The 16,422-nt window shown below is 59.9% G+C and carries 19 protein-coding genes; 8 read left to right on the forward strand and 11 right to left on the reverse strand.

Annotation, left to right across the window (positions count from 1 at the left end):
* Position 1: 1 nt before the first annotated feature.
* The 7 genes from HCG46_RS24490 to HCG46_RS24520 form a co-directional block, all read right to left on the reverse strand.
* The gene (locus tag HCG46_RS24490) at positions 2–490 is read right to left on the reverse strand and encodes an Lrp/AsnC family transcriptional regulator (protein WP_023001470.1); all 489 of its coding nucleotides are present in this window, start codon (positions 488–490) and stop codon (positions 2–4) included.
* Positions 487–942, reverse strand: a complete 456-nt coding sequence (locus HCG46_RS24495) for an Lrp/AsnC family transcriptional regulator (RefSeq protein ID WP_152507814.1) — start codon at positions 940–942, stop codon at positions 487–489. Before HCG46_RS24495 ends, HCG46_RS24490 begins: the two co-directional genes overlap by 4 nt.
* On the reverse strand, positions 939–1,928 hold the full coding sequence (locus HCG46_RS24500) for an Lrp/AsnC family transcriptional regulator (RefSeq protein WP_168687707.1): 990 nt from the start codon (positions 1,926–1,928) through the stop codon (positions 939–941). The genes HCG46_RS24495 and HCG46_RS24500 overlap by 4 nt, the downstream gene beginning before the upstream one ends.
* A gap of 3 nt (positions 1,929–1,931) precedes the next feature.
* On the reverse strand, positions 1,932–3,080 hold the full coding sequence (locus tag HCG46_RS24505; RefSeq protein WP_168687708.1) for a cytochrome D1 domain-containing protein: 1,149 nt from the start codon (positions 3,078–3,080) through the stop codon (positions 1,932–1,934).
* Positions 3,077–3,394: a cytochrome c gene (locus HCG46_RS24510; RefSeq protein ID WP_023001474.1), complete on the reverse strand. Its 318-nt coding sequence runs from the start codon at positions 3,392–3,394 to the stop codon at positions 3,077–3,079. Before HCG46_RS24510 ends, HCG46_RS24505 begins: the two co-directional genes overlap by 4 nt.
* Complete coding sequence (cobA, locus tag HCG46_RS24515) at positions 3,387–4,190, reverse strand: uroporphyrinogen-III C-methyltransferase (RefSeq protein ID WP_168687709.1); 804 nt, start codon at positions 4,188–4,190, stop codon at positions 3,387–3,389. Before cobA ends, HCG46_RS24510 begins: the two co-directional genes overlap by 8 nt.
* Before the next feature lie 70 nt (positions 4,191–4,260).
* Entirely contained in the window at positions 4,261–5,874 is a 1,614-nt protein-coding gene (locus tag HCG46_RS24520) for a nitrite reductase (protein WP_286185513.1), read from the reverse strand.
* A 511-nt stretch (positions 5,875–6,385) separates the two neighbouring features.
* Between HCG46_RS24520 and HCG46_RS24525 the strand changes: the two genes are divergently transcribed.
* Genes HCG46_RS24525 through HCG46_RS24550 form a run of 6 tightly spaced genes read left to right on the forward strand, consistent with a single transcriptional unit; the run spans position 6,386 to position 11,862 of the window.
* Positions 6,386–6,838 carry a cytochrome c gene (locus HCG46_RS24525; protein ID WP_023001477.1) on the forward strand — a complete coding sequence of 151 codons (453 nt, stop codon included), beginning with the start codon at positions 6,386–6,388 and terminating at the stop codon, positions 6,836–6,838.
* Positions 6,839–6,862: 24 nt separating this feature from the next.
* On the forward strand, positions 6,863–8,233 hold the full coding sequence (locus HCG46_RS24530; RefSeq protein WP_075281799.1) for a cbb3-type cytochrome c oxidase subunit I: 1,371 nt from the start codon (positions 6,863–6,865) through the stop codon (positions 8,231–8,233).
* Positions 8,233–9,048 carry a CbbQ/NirQ/NorQ/GpvN family protein gene (locus tag HCG46_RS24535; RefSeq protein ID WP_168687710.1) on the forward strand — a complete coding sequence of 272 codons (816 nt, stop codon included), beginning with the start codon at positions 8,233–8,235 and terminating at the stop codon, positions 9,046–9,048. Before HCG46_RS24530 ends, HCG46_RS24535 begins: the two co-directional genes overlap by 1 nt.
* Before the next feature lie 10 nt (positions 9,049–9,058).
* Positions 9,059–10,996, forward strand: a complete 1,938-nt coding sequence (locus HCG46_RS24540; protein ID WP_168687711.1) for a VWA domain-containing protein — start codon at positions 9,059–9,061, stop codon at positions 10,994–10,996.
* Between the two features lie 8 nt (positions 10,997–11,004).
* Positions 11,005–11,583, forward strand: a complete 579-nt coding sequence (locus tag HCG46_RS24545) for a cytochrome c oxidase subunit 3 family protein (protein ID WP_168687712.1) — start codon at positions 11,005–11,007, stop codon at positions 11,581–11,583.
* 6 nt (positions 11,584–11,589) lie between these two features.
* Positions 11,590–11,862, forward strand: coding sequence for a hypothetical protein (locus HCG46_RS24550; protein WP_023001482.1), 273 nt, complete (start codon positions 11,590–11,592; stop codon positions 11,860–11,862).
* On the opposite strand, the gene HCG46_RS24555 is transcribed toward HCG46_RS24550, so the two are convergent.
* Both HCG46_RS24555 and HCG46_RS24560 read right to left on the reverse strand, forming a co-directional pair.
* Positions 11,852–12,412 (reverse strand): DUF4202 domain-containing protein, encoded by a 561-nt coding sequence (locus HCG46_RS24555; RefSeq protein WP_209009613.1) that lies wholly within the window; start codon positions 12,410–12,412, stop codon positions 11,852–11,854. The two genes, HCG46_RS24550 and HCG46_RS24555, sit on opposite strands and share 11 nt — an antisense overlap.
* 2 nt (positions 12,413–12,414) lie before the next feature.
* Positions 12,415–13,119: a Crp/Fnr family transcriptional regulator gene (locus HCG46_RS24560; RefSeq protein WP_023001484.1), complete on the reverse strand. Its 705-nt coding sequence runs from the start codon at positions 13,117–13,119 to the stop codon at positions 12,415–12,417.
* 171 nt (positions 13,120–13,290) lie between these two features.
* On the opposite strand from HCG46_RS24560, the gene hemA reads away from it, so the two are divergent.
* Both hemA and HCG46_RS24570 read left to right on the forward strand, forming a co-directional pair.
* Positions 13,291–14,514 (forward strand): 5-aminolevulinate synthase, encoded by a 1,224-nt coding sequence (hemA, locus tag HCG46_RS24565; protein WP_152507807.1) that lies wholly within the window; start codon positions 13,291–13,293, stop codon positions 14,512–14,514.
* A gap of 216 nt (positions 14,515–14,730) precedes the next feature.
* Positions 14,731–15,114, forward strand: a complete 384-nt coding sequence (locus HCG46_RS24570) for a cytochrome c family protein (RefSeq protein ID WP_023001486.1) — start codon at positions 14,731–14,733, stop codon at positions 15,112–15,114.
* A gap of 83 nt (positions 15,115–15,197) precedes the next feature.
* Here the strand turns inward: HCG46_RS24570 and HCG46_RS24575 are convergent, their stop codons facing one another.
* Together HCG46_RS24575 and HCG46_RS24580 are read right to left on the reverse strand one after the other, a co-directional pair.
* Positions 15,198–15,818: a gamma carbonic anhydrase family protein gene (locus HCG46_RS24575; protein ID WP_168687713.1), complete on the reverse strand. Its 621-nt coding sequence runs from the start codon at positions 15,816–15,818 to the stop codon at positions 15,198–15,200.
* Positions 15,815–16,333: a MarR family transcriptional regulator gene (locus tag HCG46_RS24580; protein WP_168687714.1), complete on the reverse strand. Its 519-nt coding sequence runs from the start codon at positions 16,331–16,333 to the stop codon at positions 15,815–15,817. Before HCG46_RS24580 ends, HCG46_RS24575 begins: the two co-directional genes overlap by 4 nt.
* Positions 16,334–16,422: the final 89 nt, after the last annotated feature.

Here is a 16,422-nt window from a genome sequence, read left to right on the forward strand (position 1 = left end):
TTCAGCCCTCCTTGCCGCGAAGGCGCATGCCGGTCTTTTTCAAGATGCGCGTTGAAAACAGGATGTCACCGGCACGGCAGGCCTTGCCCAGCAGACTGGAAATCTCCGCCCGCTTTGCAATAACTTCCTCGCGGGTTTCTCCATGAACCATGGCAAAGAGGTTGTAAGGCCAGTCGGGCAGTGCCCGCGGACGGCGGTAACAATGCGTGACGAACGGCAAGGCGCCGACCTTTTCGCCGAGACTGTCGACCACTGCGTCATCGACATCCCAGACGGTCATTCCGTTGGCTGTCATGCCGAGCCGGTAATGATTTGGGGCGGCCCCGATACGCCGGATGACACCTTGCGCCTTCAGCTGCTTCAGGCGGTCGATCAGCTCCGCTTCGCTCAGTCCCAGGCTTTCCGCAACCACGGCAAAGGGTCTGGTGACCAGAGGCAATCCGGCCTGTGTGGCTTCGACGATCGTTCGGTCCTGTGGGGTCAAGGTCATGCGTTCACCCGAAAGCCTATGAAAAACTCGCGTTCCTTCGGAAACAGCAGCACCGGCAAGCCAGTGTCGCGTTCGATTGCTTCGGCAGTTGCCGAAATTGCGGCCTGACTTTCCGTTGCCAGGACGAACCACATGTTGAGCTTGTGGTCCCGTTCATAGTTATGGGCGACTTCAGGGTAGGCATTGACTTTGGTTAAGACGTCTTCGAAACGCGCTGGCGGTACCGCGATGGCACAAAGGCAAAAGGCACCGCCAAGGGCTTCCGCATCGAAGAAGGGTCCGAACCGTGTCAGCAGGCCGTCGTCGCGCAAGGTCCGGATGTGCCCGGCAACCTCTTCTTCACTCAGGCCCAGTTCCTGCGCCAATTCCTGAAAGGGATGCGGAACCAGCGGCAGATCGTCCTGCAGACGATTGATCAAGGTCCGCTCAAGAGGAGACAGTTTCCGGGTCATGCCGCAACTCCCTGACGAGAGATCAGCGCCCCGGTCTGCTTGAAGCAACGGGTGGAAAAGAGAACGTCGTGTCTGACGCCCGCCACTTCCGGCAGGCGCGATGCCTGAATGAGAACATCCAGTGCCTGCGACCGGCTCCGGCCGTGAATCATGCAGTAAAGCCGATAGGGCCACACGCCTGCCACGGGCCTGCGTTCGTAACACAGGGTCACCCCCGGATGCGCAGCAAGCGCCGGGCCCGCCGAGGCGATCCTTTCCGGTTCGATATCCCAGACAACCATGGCATTCGCGCGCCAACCAAGGGCGCGATGACGTACAATCACGCCGAAGCGGGAAATGATACCGGCGTCAAGCAGCCTTCCAATCCGTTCCAGAACGTCCTCTTCCGTTCGGCCGAGGTGTTCTGCGATACGCAGGTAGGGACGCTGTATGATCGGTAGTCCTGTGGTCAGAGCCTGCAGGAGGTCATCGTCTCCCTCCTGCAGTCGCTCCAACCGGACCGGCCGGGGCACTGGTGGCCGGCCCAGGCCGCCGTTCAAGCTGAAGCCTAGGTCTATATTGAACGGACGGACGATCGGGAGATCCAGTACGGCAAGCTGTGTCTGGTCTCGAATTGTGTCCAGAACCCCGTTGACATGCTCCCGGTCCGGGCCAGTGGCAACGAACCAGAGGTTCCGGTAATTCTCCCGTAGATAGGAATGATTGATACCCGGCTGAGCGCCGACGATCCCGGCAACGGCCTCGATGCGATCGTGTGGCACCGACATGGCCGCCAATGTGCTTGCCGAAACCGTGTTGGGTGCACAGGTGGCACCAACACGCGTGATCCGGCCGGTCGCGGCCATATCCTGCAGCCGCCCGATAACGTCACCTTCGGAGCAGTTCGTTCCCGCTGCAATGATTTCGAATGGTCTCGGCACCAACGGGAAGTCCCGTTGCCAGTTGTCGAGCAGGGTCAGGTCAATGGGATCGATGAGGCTTGTCATGGCTCACAACCCCGTCCTGTGTGCCCGGGCTGTAAAGAAGATGCCGGATGGGCTTTCGGCGTCGATTTCGCCTGTCTTCTCGAAGGTCCGGGTGTCGTAGATCATGACCTTGCCGGCATCACGTACGGAAACCCAGACCTCGTTACCGCGTGGCGTGAATTCCATGTGCAGTACGGCAGGGCCGGGTTTGAATTCGTGAACGACCTGCTTTGTGACTGTATCGATCACCTGGATGGTGTCATTGAGCGGATGTGCGAAGTTTACCCAGACCTGGCGGCCATCAGGCCGCGCCATGGCAAAGACCGGCTGACCATGGGTACTGGTGCGTCCGGTTTCGGCGAGCGTTTCACCATCGACCCACAGAACCTCGTGGTGCCCGACGGCAGGCAGGACAAACTCCTGGCCCGCGCGTGCCCAGCCTTCCAGATGCGGCATCTTGTAGACCGGTAGCTCCGCTTCCCCGCGGCCATATCCGGGCAAAACGCGAATTGGTTCGGGATCTTCCTGCCACAGGTCGAGCGCGGTCAATCCGTCTTCGCCAAACAGGCCTGTGATGTAGAGACGGCCGTCACCGGTGATCAGAGCATCATAGGGGTTGGTGCCCATGCCGGTAATCCTGGTGATCTTCGGTTCCTCCGAATTGAGGTCCGCGATCCAGGTTTCGCCTGCATCCCACAAAGTGAAGACAAAGCTTTTGCCGGGCGCATCGACAAGACCGATTGTCTTCGACCCGGTCGGAATATCTGCAACCATCTCCAGCGTCTGAGCGTCGAAGATACGCACACCGCCGGGCTCATAGTTGGAAACCGCGACCAGTGAGCCGTCGTCCGAGATGGCCCCACCGATGGCGTTTCCGGATTGAATCACCCGCTTGGCTATCCGTTTCTCGACAAGGTCGACCTTGGAAAGGCCGCCATCGCGGCCGAAGACATAGGCGAAACGTTCGTCCGGTGAATAGACCAGGCTTGCATGGGAAAGGTCGCCAAGCCCTTCTATCCGTGCCAGGGAGGCACGGTCGGACTGATCGACCAGCAACAGCGACCCGCTCGCCCGTTCAACCACAAGACCGAGATCGCCGGTGGCAACGACCGACTGCGCCTGGACATTGCCGGTCAACATGGCTGCTAGAACGGCTCCATATAGCCACTTCATTTCGTGTCTCCCTTCAAAAGATATTCGGCAATTTTCCTCGCGTCGGCCTCGCTCAGGATCGGACGCCAGGGAGGCATTGCCGTTTTCGGGATGCCGTCCAGAACCACCGTGGACAGGGTGTCGATATCGTAATGACCGAGGGCATCCGGCCGGATGTCCGGTCCAAGGCCACCTTTCAGTGTCATGCCGTGACACGAGCCGCAGTCCTGTCGCACCAGGTTGACCAATGCCGCAGGCGTTTCCTGTTCCTCGGCAAGCGCGAGGCTTGTGATGGCCAGAAGACAAAAGGCAATGGTGAGCAGCGTCTTAAGCATGGACCAGCCTTCCGGCTGTGCCGCTGTCCACGGCATTGAGCATGGCGTCCAGGGTGGCTGCCGGCCATTCGGCACTCAGGGTCACGACCTTGCCGACAACAAACAGCACCGGCGCCTTGAACCTGGCGTCGCGGATATCGATCGCGATCCTGTCGAGTTCCGAATAGAGCCTGGTTTCACGCGGTGTCGTCGCGTTGGCGATGGCAAGTACAGGGGTTGTCCCGCTCAGTCCTTCGGCAATCAGGCGCAGGGCAATCTGCCCGATGTTGGCAACCCCCATGTAGACGACCAGCGTGGTGTCCTCGCAGGCGAGACTTTTCCAATCGAGGTCGAGAACGCCGTTTGCCTGCCGGTGTCCGGTCACATAGCGGACGCCGGTTGCCAGACCACGATGGGTGAGCGGCACACCTGTTACGCAGGCAGCCCCCTGGGCAGCGGTAATGCCGGGCGCATATTCGACCGCGATGCCGCGTGACAAAAGATGTTCGGCTTCTTCCGAACCGCGACCGAAGATCAGTGGATCGCCGCCTTTCAGGCGGGCGACGGTCAAGCCTTCCAGCGCCAGTTCTTCAAGGATCTCGTTGATCCTCTCCTGAGGAACGGGATGATTGTCGGGCGATTTTCCAACAGGCACCTGCAGGGCACCGGACGGAGCCAACGACAGGATTTCAGGTGAAACCAGACGATCGAAAACGACCGCATCCGCTTCCTGGAGCATTCGCAGGGCCTTGAGCGTCAGAAGCTCCGGGTCTCCGGGTCCCGCACCGATCAGATAGACCTTCCCTGACTGTTTCATCGTTTGCTCCTGCAGGCGGCATGGAAGAAAGAAACGGGAGAGGCGGAATTCCGCCTCTCCCGGCGGGACGTCAGTAGACGTCGGCGCGCGTGTTGAAGACATTGAACTTGCCGGTCGGAGTGATCAGCCGTTCGTCCTTGATGACGTGCTTCAGCTCGAGCGTCTTGTCGTCAACGACGACGATCGCGCTTTCCTTGTCCTTGGCGTTCCAGACGGAGAACCAGATTTCCTCGCCCGCCTGGTCGAACTCACCCTGAACGACACGCGGCTGGCCTTCGCCGACATCCGCCCATTCGACAATCGGCAGAACCTTGTATTCAGGTTCTTCCTGGGTCAGGTCGTCGACGTTGAACACAGCGATCGCGCCCGAGACTTCCGCGTCCGGGTTCAAGGGTGCATCCACGTAGAGATGGTTCGACTTCGGATGGGACTTGACGAAGAGCGAGCCCCCGCCGAGACCATAGAGGGTCTGCACGACCTTCCAGGCACTGTCCGGATGGCCTTCCGGATCCGTCCCGATCAGGGCGACGGTTTCATCGCCGAGGTGCGAAGTTACCCAGACCGGTCCGTATTTCGGGTGGATCAGGTTGGCACCACGCCCCGGATGAGGTGTCTGACCACCCGTTTCAAGAAGGGCCGTCAGCTTGCCTTCCTTGGTGTCGACGACCGCGACCTTGCCGCGGGCATTGGCAGCCACGAGGAAGTAACGCTTGGTGCTGTCGAACCCGCCATCATGCAGGAAGCGTTCGGCTTCGATCTCGGTCGTCTTCAGGTTCTTGATGTCCGAGTAGTCGACCAGCAGGATCTTGCCGGTTTCCTTCACGTTGACGATGAATTCCGGATTGTAGTGCGATGCCACGATGGAGGCGACGCGCGGCTCGGGATGATAAGTCTGGTCGTCGTAGACCATGCCACGAGTCGACTTGATCTTGAGCGGCTCCAGCGTGTCGCCGTCCATGATCACATATTGCGGCGGCCAGTAAGAACCGGCGATCGCATACTTGTCTTCCCATCCCTTCATTTTCGATGTTTCGATGGAGCGGGCTTCGGTGCCGACCTTGATCTGCGCCACTGTTGCCGGTTCTTCCATCCAAAGGTCGATCATGTTCACAAGCGCATCGCGCCCGATCACGTAGAGATAGCGACCGGAGGCGGAAATACGCGAAATGTGAACCGCGTAACCGGTGTTGATCACCGCATGGATGGCATAGGTTTCACCGTCGATAAGGGCGACCTGGCCGCTGTCACGCAGGGTGACCGAGAAGAGGTTGTCGATGTCGATATCGTTCAACTTTTCTTTCGGACGGTCTTCCGGTGCAACCAGCACCTTCCAGCTCTTGCGCATTTCGTCCATGCCGAACTCTGGCGGTGACGCCGGTTCCAGCAGGATATAGCGCGCCATCATGTCGACCTGTTCCTCGGTCAATTCACCCGAGGTCCCCCAGTTCGGCATACCGGCGGGCGATCCGTAGGTGATGAAGTCGCGCAGATATTCGTAGCCGTTTTCCCGGGTGATATCCGTGGTCAGCGGCTTGCCGGTCGCACCCTTGCGCAGCACGCCGTGGCAACCGGCGCAGCGTTCGAAATAGATCTGGTTTGCATTCTGATATTCTTCAGGCGTCATCACGGGATCGCCTTCCTTGCGCCCCGGAATCTCGACCTTCAGCTGGCCGAGAGTTGACATGCTAGGCTCATAGGCAGCTGAAGGACCACTGCCGTGGTCCGCCGGCTTATCCTGGGCAGAAACGCCAACTGCCGACAATCCGAGTGTGAAAGCCACACTCATCAGCAGCGCATTTCTCCGAATGGCTCGTGTCGAGATCATGATTAGTCTCCGTTCGACTGGTGAGGCAATCGGACGGTGCGCGCAGGCAGGGTCTGCTTCCTTGACTTTCGTTAACTTGAAATTTTCAGGCAGGTTTGTTCAGCCATGTCCGTCGGGAAAACCGGCAAAACACGACCGTCATAAGCGCTAGTTTTTATTGAGATATTTACGAGTTTACCGCCTGCAAGACGACACAATTGTCGCAGGGGAGCATACACTTCACGGCAACATCGGCGAAGGCGTCGATCCCATTGCAATGAATTTCACTGTCTTCGGCACCGCTTTCCGGTCCACTTGACTTTGGTTAAGGAAATGCGGCTGCGCGCTGGCACCCTCCCGGCAGGATCAACTCCGGGGAAAGGAGCGCGCTATGCGCGAAGTCATGACCAAAAGCATGGCCCGAAACATATTCTATGGCGGGTCGCTTTTTTTCATCATCATCTTTGTGGGGCTGTCGGCGCACAGCCACCTTTACATCACCAGCACATCGACGAATGCGGAAACGCTGACCGAAAGCGTTGCCGCAGGCAAACGGGTCTGGGAGGACAAGGCCTGCATCAACTGTCACACGATCCTCGGCGAGGGTGCGTATTTCGCCCCCGAAGTCGGCAACGTGATGACCCGTTGGGGTGTGCTGGACGATCCTGACCTGGCATTCGAGACCCTCAAGGGCTGGATGGAATCCCAGCCTTCCGGCATCGAAGGTCGCCGACAGATGCCGCAGTTCCACCTGACGGACGAAGAGATCCGCGATCTCTCGAACTTCCTGATCTGGACAGACAAGATCGACGCCCAGGACTGGCCGCCGAACGACGCCGGCTGATTTTGAACGCTGAGGAAACCCAAGATGAAATACCAATCTCAAAAGGTTGCGCTGGCGTATTTCGCCGTGGCGCTCGGCCTGTTCGCCGTCCAGGTTCTGGGCGGGTTGCTCGCCGGCTACATCTATGTCGCGCCGAACTTTCTGTCGGAGCTGCTTCCCTTCAACATCGTGCGGATGCTGCACACAAACAGCCTGATCGTCTGGCTGCTGCTCGGCTTCATGGGCTCCGCCTACTTCCTGATCCCGGAAGAAGCGGAACGGGAAATCCATTCCACCAAGCTCGCCTATCTGCAGCTCATCATTCTGGTGGTCGGCACATTGGGTGTGGTTCTCACCTATGTCTTCAACCTGTTTGAAGGCAACTGGCTGCTGGGCAAGGAAGGCCGCGAGTTCATCGAACAGCCCAAATGGGTCAAGGTGGGCATCGTTGTTGCCGCCCTCATCTTCCTGTTCAACATCACCATGACAGTGCTGAAGGGCAAGAAAACCGCGATCACCAACATCCTGCTTCTGGGCCTGTGGGGCCTGGCGCTCCTGTTCCTGTTCAGCTTCTACAATCCAAGCAACCTCTCGCTCGACAAGCAGTACTGGTGGAACGTCGTGCACCTGTGGGTCGAAGGTGTCTGGGAACTGATCATGGCCTCGGTCCTCGCCTACCTGATGCTGAAGCTGACCGGCGTCGACCGCGAAGTCATCGAGAAATGGCTCTACGTCATCGTTGCCGCCGCGCTTTTCTCCGGCATCCTCGGCACCGGCCACCATTACTACTGGATCGGGACACCCGGATACTGGCAGTGGATCGGCTCGATCTTCTCCTCGCTGGAGGTGATCCCCTTCTTCGCCATGATGGCCTTTGCCTTCGTGATGGTCTGGAAGGGCCGGCGGGACCACCCCAACAAGGCCGCGCTGCTGTGGTCGCTCGGTTGCGCAACGCTTGCCTTCTTCGGTGCCGGAGTCTGGGGCTTCCTGCATACCCTTCATGGCGTGAACTACTACACCCACGGCACGCAGATCACCGCTGCCCACGGACACCTGGCCTTCTTCGGCGCCTATGTTTCCCTGAACCTGGCGATCATCACCTACGCCATGCCGCTTCTGCGCGGCCGGGATCCCTACAACCAGGTGCTCAACATGGCGTCCTTCTGGCTGATGGCCGGTGGCATGTCCTTCATGACCTTCGTGCTGACGTTCGCCGGAACGGTGCAAACCCACCTGCAGCGTGTCATGGGCGAATACTACATGGACGTTCAGGACCAGCTGGCCGTGTTCTACTGGATGCGCTTTGGGGCCGGTGCTGCCTTCGTCCTCGGCGCCATCCTGTTCATCTACGCAGTTGCAATGCCACGCCGCGAAGTCATCCAGCCCGGTGAAGCAGCCGGCGCCCCCGCGGAGTGATGGATATGGACGCTACAGTCTCCATGGAAAAGGGGGCGGCATCTGCCCCCTTCTACCTCTCGCAAGGCGACGAATGCGATGTCTTCGAAGCCGCGCACCGGAACGGCCTGCCGGTTCTGCTGAAAGGGCCAACCGGCTGCGGCAAGACCCGGTTCGTCGCCCATATGGCGGCAAGGCTCGGCCGCAAGCTTTACACGGTCGCCTGTCATGACGACCTTGCCGCCGCCGATCTGATAGGCCGGTATCTTCTCAAGGGCGGCGAGACCGTCTGGGTGGACGGACCGCTGACACGGGCCGTCAGGGAAGGCGCAATCTGCTATCTCGACGAGGTTGTGGAAGCGCGCAAGGATGTGACGGTCGTCCTTCATCCCCTCACGGATGATCGCAGGACCCTGCCGATCGACAGAACCGGAGAAGAGCTGATGGCCTCACCCGGCTTCATGCTCGTTGCATCCTACAACCCCGGTTACCAGAACATCCTGAAGACCCTGAAACCATCCACCCGCCAGCGGTTCCTGTCACTTGAATTCGATTTCCCGCCGGCGGATCTGGAAACGGAAGTGGTTTGCGAGGAAAGCGGCCTTGATCACGACCGGACCGCCTCGCTGGTACGTCTGGCCGGGAAACTCAGGGCGCTGAAAGGCCAGGATCTCGAAGAAGGCGTGTCGACCCGTCTGGTCGTCTATGCGGCAACGCTGATTGCCCAGGGCATGCCTGTCGGACGGGCGATCGAAGCTGCAATGATCGAACCGCTGACCGACGATGAAGACGTGAAACGCGGGCTCCTTGATCTTGTCACGGCCGTGTTTGGGTGAGGCCAGACCGATGGGCAAGATCGACATCGAGCCATGGGAACCCGAGGAAACTGTCGGGAAACTGTGGCACGCGTTTGCAAGCCGCCTGGGTGCACCCGAGGTGCATCATGGAGCCGCGGTCGGCCTCGATGAGGTCGGCGGGCGGCTTGCTGTCCTTTTCCGGGGATTGGGCGGAGCTCACAGTGTCGAGCTCCGCCCAGTCGCCCAGGAGGTTTCCCGCCATCGCCTCGGATTTCTGAGGCGGCTCGGCACGGAAGCCGAAACCGTGACACGGACCAGCTTCGACGGCGAAATCCTGAGATTGCCGGCCAGTCTTGCGGTGTTCCCGCTGCGGGAGGCAAATGCAGCACTCTATGTCTGGCTGACGGCCCTTGCGGCCCATGCACCAACCCATATCGCCGAAACGGATCCGCTCCGCGCCGATCTTCAAGCGCTCAGGGCGATTTCCGCGATGGTTCGAGACACGCTCGAACACGCTCCCGGCTTGCGGGATCTATACAGCGCACTCTGCCAGCAGGTGCTGGCAGCAAGACCACAGGCCCCGCTGCCGGACATGGAAGCAAGGGTCGACAGGCTTGTGCGTCAAATGCTGGGAGACCCCACGCTTCCTCCCCGCGATGTCCTGGAACTTCAGGAGCGGGTTCACCGGAATTCGTTCGAGGAGATAACTGCCCCACGCGGATACCGCCCTTTCCGGCCTGTGCCGCTTTGGCCGGATCTCAGAGAGGTCGTGTTTTCAGCGGGAGACGAAGTCGACAGCCGCGAGACAGACGGCCCGCCCGAGGAAGCGACCGGCAAGACCGTGCGCGCCCGCAGACGCAAGGCAGATCAAGCGGAACGCAAGGACAGTCTGATCCTCCACAAGTTTGAAGCCATTCTGAGTTGGGCGGAGTTTCTCAATCTCAATCGGCGTGTCGATGACGACGACCACGACAGCGCCAAGAAAGCGGCAGACGATCAGGACGAGATCGGCCTTGGGCAAATCTCCAAGGCACCGGCAACCCGTCTGAAGCTGCATCTTGATCTCGCCCCGGAGGATGTGGACCGCGAAAGACTGTCCGGACGGCATCTCTACCCGGAATGGGACACGCGCAGCGGCCGCTATCTGGCAGACCACGTCTGCGTTTTGACCAGCACCGCGGAAGCGGATCCTGAAAAGGGATCCGCCGGCATGGACGAGCGGGCCAAACGGCGCATCCGCTCGGTGAAGAAGCAGTTCGAGGCCCTCCGCCCGGGCCGGGTGACAACACGTGGACACCTGGAAGGCGACGGACTGGATCTTGATGCAGCCGTGCGCTCTGAAGCCGAACGGATTGCAGGCGGCACCGGCTCGGAACGAATCTGGCTGCAGACCCGTCCGGAAGCGCGTGATCTTGCGGTTTCCATCCTGCTCGACGTTTCCCGCTCGACCGAGAGCGCCGTCACCGGACGCGCCGTGATCGATATCGAACGGGAAGCCCTGACAGCTTTGGCCTGGGGTCTGAACGCCTGCGGCGATGATTTCGCCATCACTGCCTTTTCATCCCTGAAACGGCAGCGGGTGTACCTGCAGTCCTGCAAGGGGTTCCATGAACCGATGAGTGCTCTTGTCGAACAGAGGATCGGAACGCTGCGACCCGGCTTCTACACCCGTCTGGGCGCAGCCATTCGTCATGTATCCGCCGACCTGGCAGCGCAGTCGCGCAAGCGCAAGCTCCTTCTGGTGATCACGGACGGCAAGCCGAACGATCTCGATCACTACGAGGGGCGGCACGGCATCGAAGACACCAGGATGGCAGTTCGGGAAGCCCGGCGGGCAGGCCAATCCGTCTTTGGCGTCACCATCGACAAGTCGGCCAAGTCCTGGTTTCCGCGGTTGTTTGGTCAAGGCGGCTTTGCCGTTATCCCGCATCCCGATCGGCTGACACAGGCCTTGCCGCAGATCTACCGCCAGATTGTCGGAGGCTAGAGCCGCTGATGCACGCTCCGTCACCGAAGCCGGATCAAGACGGCGACGCCGGCATCCTCGACGAGTTGCCCGGGGAACTGATGATGTGGGTGCTCATCGTCAGTGAATTGCTGGTGTTCGGTGCCGGTCTTGCCGCCTTCATGGGCGTGCGAATATCCGATCCGGCAGGATTTGCTGCCGCAAGAGCTCATCTCGACCCGGCGCTTGCGGGCATCAATACGATCGTTCTGATCACCAGTGGTTTTCTGGCGGCCAGAAGCCTGGAGCTTCGGCTTGCGATGAAACGCACCGCGGCGCGTTTTCACCTGATTGGTGCCATGGCCCTCGGCGGCTTGTTCCTCGCCATCAAGATACAGGAATATACGGTCAAGATAGAGCAAGGGATCTCCACGGAGACCCACCCCTTCTTCACCTTCTACTACCTGCTCACCGGATTTCACGCGGCTCATGTGCTTGCCGGTATCGTTGTGCTGGGTCTGGTTGCCTGGAAAGACGAACCACGTACCATCGAAACAGGCACCGCCTTCTGGCATATGGTCGATCTCATCTGGGTTCTGCTGTTTCCGGTGATCTATGTCCTGGGATAGCGAACGATGACCCTTCCCTCCGTCACGCTTGCGTGGATTGCGCTATTGGGCCTGTCGGCCGCTACCGTTCTGGTGACTACAGGCGGAACCGGTCATTTCAGTCCGGCTCTTTTCGGCGGACTGCTGTTGCTGCTGGCCTTCATCAAGGCACGGATCATCCTGTCCCGATATCTCGGGTTGTGGCAGGCGCCTGCCTGGCTGTCAGGCTTCAGCTGGGTGATCGGGTTCTTTTGCCTGCTGTTGCTGGTGCTTTACGTGGCACCGGGGCTCAGTCCCTGAAAGCTTCGGCAAGCTGCTTTGGAAGATCGAATTCGGCAAGCACCCGGGCCCGTCCCTCCTCCGACATCTTCCGTGCCGTTTTCTGCACGATATCGAGCACCTTGCCGTCCTCGTGCTTGGCGGCAAATGGCGCGAAATACCATTTCAGGAACACAAAACAGATCACGTTTTCCAGCGCCTGCACGTCAGCGTCCCGCTTGAGGCCTTCCTTGCGCAGCATCTTCGCCGCCGCCTCGATCTCCTCCGGTGAATAGCCCGCGCTGGCCATGATTTCACCGACCCGGTCCGCGTGGTGACGGGCCTGATCCCGGCGCCAGGCGTGATAGCCGGCCTTGCCGTCCGGGTAGGACTGACGCGGTGTGATCCAGCGCTCGATGTGCTGGCCCCTGGCCGCAATCTTCAACGGATCGGTCGCCTCCGGGTAGAGCCGTTCCAGCTCTTCGCTCATCCGTTGCCCATATAGAAGAGCCGCAGGCTTGCCGTCTTCCTGGTTGGGGTCGGCGGCGTTCGCGGTGTCGATGGCCGTCAAGGCAATGTCCAGTTTCATCATGGTCACCCCTTGGTCCAGGCATCCACCGGATCTTCTTCGGAGAAGGCCCGAAGCCGCTCGATATCCTTGATTTCCGCATGATTTCGATTGATCCGGACCCCAGCAGATTTCAACCGCGCAAAAGACCGCGACAGGCTTTCCGGCTTCATGCCGAGACGGCCGGCGATCAGGAACTTGTCGTAAGGCAGGGTTACCTCGCAGCTACCGCTTTCCTGCTCGCACAATTCCAGCAAGAACTCGGCAACCCTTTGCGGTCCGGTTTGCGCCTTCAACTGTTCCAGCTGCGAAACGAGAGAATGCAGGTGAATGAAGGTCGATGCCACAACCGACACGGCAATGTCCGGGTCCTTGCGCATGGCTTCCAGGATGGCCGTGCTGGGTATGCGCATCACTTCGCAGGCGGTTACCGCTTCCGCCGAAACCGGATAGGCAAGCCCGCGGAACGCGACCGCTTCACCGAAGCTTTCGCCCTTGGCAAAGACATTCACGACCGCTTCGCCTCCATTGGGCGCGATCCGGTAAAGCTTGACCCAGCCGTCCATCACGATGTGGATTGCCTGGGCTGTCTCACCATGCAGGAACAACGTCTCACCGCGGTCATATGTCCGCCAGCTCGACATGCCGAGCACCATGTCTCGGATCTCCTGCGGGAAGCTTTTCAGAAGCAGGGAGTTCTGGGCAATTTTCCGCTGGCGGTCGGTTGGCATCGATGAAGGTCCTGGGCAAGTGATATGGAAGAACGTCTAGCCCGACCTAGTGACTTTGCACAATAGCAAGCGCGGACCATCGACGGATTCTTGCCTTTCTTGACTATTGTCATTCAGCCTGCCCCGCCCCGCAACTAGCGTCTACCGGACACTTGAGAAAGCGGGGACGTCATGGACTATCAAGCCTTTTTCAAAAGCCGTCTTGCAGACCTGAAGCATGATGGAAACTACCGCGTCTTCATCGACCTTCAGCGTAAACGCGGCAATTTTCCGGAAGCGAAGTGGACCAGCGGAGAGAGCACCAAAGATGTCGCCATCTGGTGCTCGAACGATTACCTCGGCATGGGGCAGCACCCTAAGGTTCTGGCAGCCCTGCACGAGGCGGTCGACCGCTGCGGAGCCGGGGCTGGCGGAACCAGAAACATTTCCGGCACGACACACGATCACGTGCTGCTGGAAGCCGAACTCGCCGATCTGCATGGCAAGGAAGCCGCCCTGGTGTTTACATCCGGTTACGTCTCCAACTGGGCGGCGCTCGGTACGCTCGCCTCGCAGATCCCCGACTGCATCGTTTTTTCCGACAGCCTGAACCACGCCTCGATGATCGAGGGAATACGCCACTCGCGCGCCGAAAAGGTGATCTGGAAACACAACGACCTGGAAGACCTGGAAGCCAAATTGCGGGCTGCCGACCCGGCAAAGCCGAAACTGATCGCTTTTGAAAGCGTCTACTCCATGGATGGGGATATCGCGCCGATTTCGCAGATCTGCGATCTTGCAGACCGATTTGGCGCCATGACCTATCTGGACGAGGTCCATGCCGTGGGCCTTTATGGGCCGCGCGGTGGCGGTATCGCAGAGCAGGAAGGCGTGATGGACCGCCTGACCGTCATCGAGGGCACCCTTGGCAAGGCCTTCGGCGTTGTCGGCGGATATATCGCAGCGTCTGTCGAACTTTGCGATTTCGTGCGCAGTTTTGCCAGCGGCTTCATCTTCACCACAGCCCTTCCCCCCGCCATCGCGGCGGCCGCAACGGCGTCTATCAGGCATCTGAAGGAAAGTTCGGTGGAACGGGATGCCCACAAGGCCATCGTCGCCAAGGTTCGGCGGCGTCTCGATACGCTCGGCATTCCACATGTCGACAATCCCAGCCACATCATACCGGTGATCGTCGGCAATCCGGCCAAGTGCAAATTCCTGTCGGACACGCTCCTGGAGGAATTCGGCATCTACATCCAGCCGATCAACTACCCGACCGTTCCAAAGGGAACGGAGAGGCTGCGGATTACCCCGTCGCCGGTTCACACATCCGGGGATGTCGACCGACTGGTCTGCGCGCTTCATTCGCTTTGGTCGCAATGTCAGCTGGCAAGACAGCCCGTTGCCGCCGAATAGCTGGAGGCTCGCTTGACGGATGTCAAGGATGTGAAAGGCGATCACCGGCTTTCTGGCCTCGCACCCTCACCATGACCTCGTCCGTCCGACAATGAGGCCTGGGGACGGACCGGTCAGGCCGGGCAAACAAGGTTTGCCCGGCCACCATGAAAACCCACCGCGGCCGTCCGCCGGCCGTATCGTCGGCAACGTGCCGGCAACAGGAAAGGAAACATCATGAGAAAGACACTCACCTGCCTTGTCACGCTTGCGGGTCTCTTCGCAGCGGCTCCTGCCTGGGCTGACGGCGACGCTGCTGCAGGCGAAAAGATCTTCAAGAAATGCCAGGCCTGCCATGCTGTCGGCGACGGCGCCAAGAACAAGGTCGGCCCGGCGCTCAACGGGATTGTCGGCGCACCTGCAGGCCAGGTCGAAGGCTATAAATATTCCGCCAGCATGACCGAAAAGGCTGACGGCGGACTGGTCTGGGACGAAGAAACCCTGACGGCCTATCTGCACAAGCCAAAGGAAGTCGTCCCCAAGACAAAGATGTCCTTCGCCGGGCTGCGCAAGGACGAGGAAATTGAGAACGTCATCGCCTACCTGAAGACGTTTCAATAAGCGGACTGCAACGGGCACACCGGGCTCGCGCCGTTAACTCAGGCGCGGTCCGGTCCTGGCCTACCTGTCGGTAATTCCTGGGCTCAAAAGCCCGGCACGGTTGGTGCACCGGCCGCGGTTACCTGGCGTTCCCCCAGGCTTTCCGAAAGCCGTTGGGTGATGGTTTTCATCACATCAGGAGCGTTTCTGTCGACGCCATAGACAAACCCCGGAAAGTCGAGCGGCTTCTGGATCGTCCAGATGGCTTCATGCTGGTCTGCCGACAGGATTCGGGCCGGGTCACCGACAGCGACCCATCCGATCGGAACGGTCGATCCGGGTTCCAGCCGCGTGCGAAGGTGAACCGTGCCGTTGACGCGAACCTCCGACCCGTGCCCCACCTGCGCGCCATGGAAAACGGCAGCTCCGGTTGCGATGAAGACTTCATCCTCGATTTCCGCGCCGACAACATGAGTGTTCGGGCCGATCAGACAATGATCTCCGATTTTGCAATCGTGACGGGACGTTGCGCGGATCACGGCGTTTTCGAGCACGATACAGTTTCGGCCGATACGGATTGTGCTGCCGCCTTCCGCCACCAGCCGGGCACCATTCATGATCCTGCTGCCCGCACAGATCCTGACATCGCCCGCAACCGTCGCGTCGGGCGCAACCCATGCATCCGGATCGATGAAGGGTGAGGTGCTTCCTTCTGACGTGCTCATAGCCGCTCCTGCGCTTTCTCGATTTCGCTTGCCTTGCAGCCAATCGGGCAAACATCGGCGCTGCACAGGTTATGCTCGCACAGCCGGCAAGTTGTTCTGGCAAAGGATCGCGATGTAGTTGCCTCTTCAAGAACCCTGTCCAGCAGCAAAACGAACCGGTTCCGGTCTTTCTCGGGCAAGGCGCCAAGCAAACCGTCCAAAGCGGCCAGCCGGCGCTGCTGCAACGCTTCGGCCTCATCGTGACCCGCCTTTGTCAGGCTGAGCGGGGTGACGCGCCCTATCTGCTCGCCGCGCTTGATCAACGCCTGTCGTTCCAGCCCGTCTATCAACCTGACGGCAGTCGGTTGACTGACGCCGACGACCGTTGCGATTTCACTCGTCGTCAACCCGGGCTTGAAGTGAAGCATCGACAGAACGGCCGCAGCGCTTGGCGACAATGGTCCCAGCGCCGCATCTGTCCGGTCGCGGATCAAAGTGCCGAGGGCACCCAGTTTGTTGGCGTCTAATAATTGCATAGCCTATGCATATATTAATTTCTCTCCTTGTCAACGTCCATGTCCGCCTCCGCCAATACAAACTCTTCGCACTCATAACGCTACGCAAG

The sequence above is a fragment of the Labrenzia sp. PO1 genome, assembly GCF_012273635.1.
GTDB classification, from domain to species: Bacteria; Pseudomonadota; Alphaproteobacteria; order Rhizobiales; family Stappiaceae; genus Roseibium; species Roseibium algicola.

Coding starts and splice junctions, on each gene's coding strand:
- HCG46_RS24535 (WP_168687710.1), top strand. CDS start 8,233: ATGGATATGGACGCTACAGTCTCCATGGAAAAGGGGGCGGCATCTGCC.
- HCG46_RS24500 (WP_168687707.1), bottom strand. CDS start 1,928: ATGACAAGCCTCATCGATCCCATTGACCTGACCCTGCTCGACAACTGG.
- cobA (WP_168687709.1), bottom strand. CDS start 4,190: ATGAAACAGTCAGGGAAGGTCTATCTGATCGGTGCGGGACCCGGAGAC.
- HCG46_RS24555 (WP_209009613.1), bottom strand. CDS start 12,412: ATGATGAAACTGGACATTGCCTTGACGGCCATCGACACCGCGAACGCC.
- hemA (WP_152507807.1), top strand. CDS start 13,291: ATGGACTATCAAGCCTTTTTCAAAAGCCGTCTTGCAGACCTGAAGCAT.
- HCG46_RS24545 (WP_168687712.1), top strand. CDS start 11,005: ATGCACGCTCCGTCACCGAAGCCGGATCAAGACGGCGACGCCGGCATC.
- HCG46_RS24495 (WP_152507814.1), bottom strand. CDS start 942: ATGACCCGGAAACTGTCTCCTCTTGAGCGGACCTTGATCAATCGTCTG.
- HCG46_RS24560 (WP_023001484.1), bottom strand. CDS start 13,119: ATGCCAACCGACCGCCAGCGGAAAATTGCCCAGAACTCCCTGCTTCTG.
- HCG46_RS24510 (WP_023001474.1), bottom strand. CDS start 3,394: ATGCTTAAGACGCTGCTCACCATTGCCTTTTGTCTTCTGGCCATCACA.
- HCG46_RS24550 (WP_023001482.1), top strand. CDS start 11,590: ATGACCCTTCCCTCCGTCACGCTTGCGTGGATTGCGCTATTGGGCCTG.
- HCG46_RS24490 (WP_023001470.1), bottom strand. CDS start 490: ATGACCTTGACCCCACAGGACCGAACGATCGTCGAAGCCACACAGGCC.
- HCG46_RS24570 (WP_023001486.1), top strand. CDS start 14,731: ATGAGAAAGACACTCACCTGCCTTGTCACGCTTGCGGGTCTCTTCGCA.
- HCG46_RS24530 (WP_075281799.1), top strand. CDS start 6,863: ATGAAATACCAATCTCAAAAGGTTGCGCTGGCGTATTTCGCCGTGGCG.
- HCG46_RS24575 (WP_168687713.1), bottom strand. CDS start 15,818: ATGAGCACGTCAGAAGGAAGCACCTCACCCTTCATCGATCCGGATGCA.
- HCG46_RS24580 (WP_168687714.1), bottom strand. CDS start 16,333: ATGCAATTATTAGACGCCAACAAACTGGGTGCCCTCGGCACTTTGATC.
- HCG46_RS24540 (WP_168687711.1), top strand. CDS start 9,059: ATGGGCAAGATCGACATCGAGCCATGGGAACCCGAGGAAACTGTCGGG.
- HCG46_RS24520 (WP_286185513.1), bottom strand. CDS start 5,874: ATGTCAACTCTCGGCCAGCTGAAGGTCGAGATTCCGGGGCGCAAGGAA.
- HCG46_RS24505 (WP_168687708.1), bottom strand. CDS start 3,080: ATGAAGTGGCTATATGGAGCCGTTCTAGCAGCCATGTTGACCGGCAAT.
- HCG46_RS24525 (WP_023001477.1), top strand. CDS start 6,386: ATGCGCGAAGTCATGACCAAAAGCATGGCCCGAAACATATTCTATGGC.